The sequence below is a fragment of the Oleiphilus sp. HI0080 genome (assembly GCF_001635135.1).
Genome location: NZ_LWFU01000888.1, coordinates 1 through 927, shown reverse-complemented (window position 1 = coordinate 927; position 927 = coordinate 1). Strand labels below are relative to the sequence as shown.

Here is a 927-nt window from a genome sequence, read left to right as displayed (position 1 = left end):
GAGCGCTCATAGAGGCTGAGGATATCGAAGGCATTGCCTTGATCGATGAGGAAATTAGATCCTACCTTGGTGCTAACAGGCAGGAGGAGATGGCATTGAAGCCAGAGCAGTTGCATAAGCTGTCAGGTATCTATGACAATCTAACCGCCTACGTGAGTACTTTTCGGGACGGGCTCGCTACTGAGCTTCGTGGTATGAAAACAAAGCAAAAAGGTATCAAGGCCTACCAGACCTCGAATCAGTCCACAAAATAATTGGCGCTTAGTTATATCTAAAACCGACAAAAAATTGAACAATTTTGTCGGTTTTTTTTATTTCTAAGGGTTAATGACGTTTTATTGACTAATTGCCGTGTTAAGGCTTTAATTGAGACCAATAAATTCGCAATCTTAAGCGTTCCTAAATAACAGGTCTTCAATCTTCTTGAAGGCGATAATAAAGGGCTTTATTCCATGTCTCAGGATACGAGCGTTTTGGTCATCAGTGATGATCATGATGTGCTTCGTGATATTACCGTTATTTTGAATTTCCTTGGTGAAACTGTCGTTTCTGCAGGTTCAAGTGATTGGAGTGCTGACCACCAGAGTCTACTAAATCTTGATGATGCGACAGCTACCCCGCAAGCCGGAGCCGTGGTGCTGGATGCGGCCGTTGACGCTGCCAGCGATATTGTGGCTCAACTGGACGAGGCAAATGATGCCGTTCCCGTGTTAGTAATTGGTGACGCGTCTGAGCTTGATCTTGACGACGTTTTGAAGAAGAAAGTGATCGCGAATCTTGAGCGGCCATTGGAATACAATAAGACGATAGACAGTCTTTATCGTGCTCAACTGTATCGCGATCAATTTTCCGCAACGAGCAAGCGTGGCCATCAGCGTGAAGCAGAGCTATTTCGTAGTCTTGTTGGAACGAGTCGCACTATTCAAG

General features: G+C 44.8%; 1 protein-coding gene and 1 pseudogene. Both read left to right on the top strand.

All coding sequences use genetic code 11. The annotated features are described in order from the left end of the window. The coding region (locus A3751_RS23055; protein WP_197466462.1) for a hypothetical protein at window positions 1–254 on the top strand (254 nt) is incomplete at its 5' end. Between the two features lie 198 nt (window positions 255–452). Then, window positions 453–927, top strand: a pseudogene (locus A3751_RS17620) (sigma-54-dependent Fis family transcriptional regulator); the annotation flags it as partial.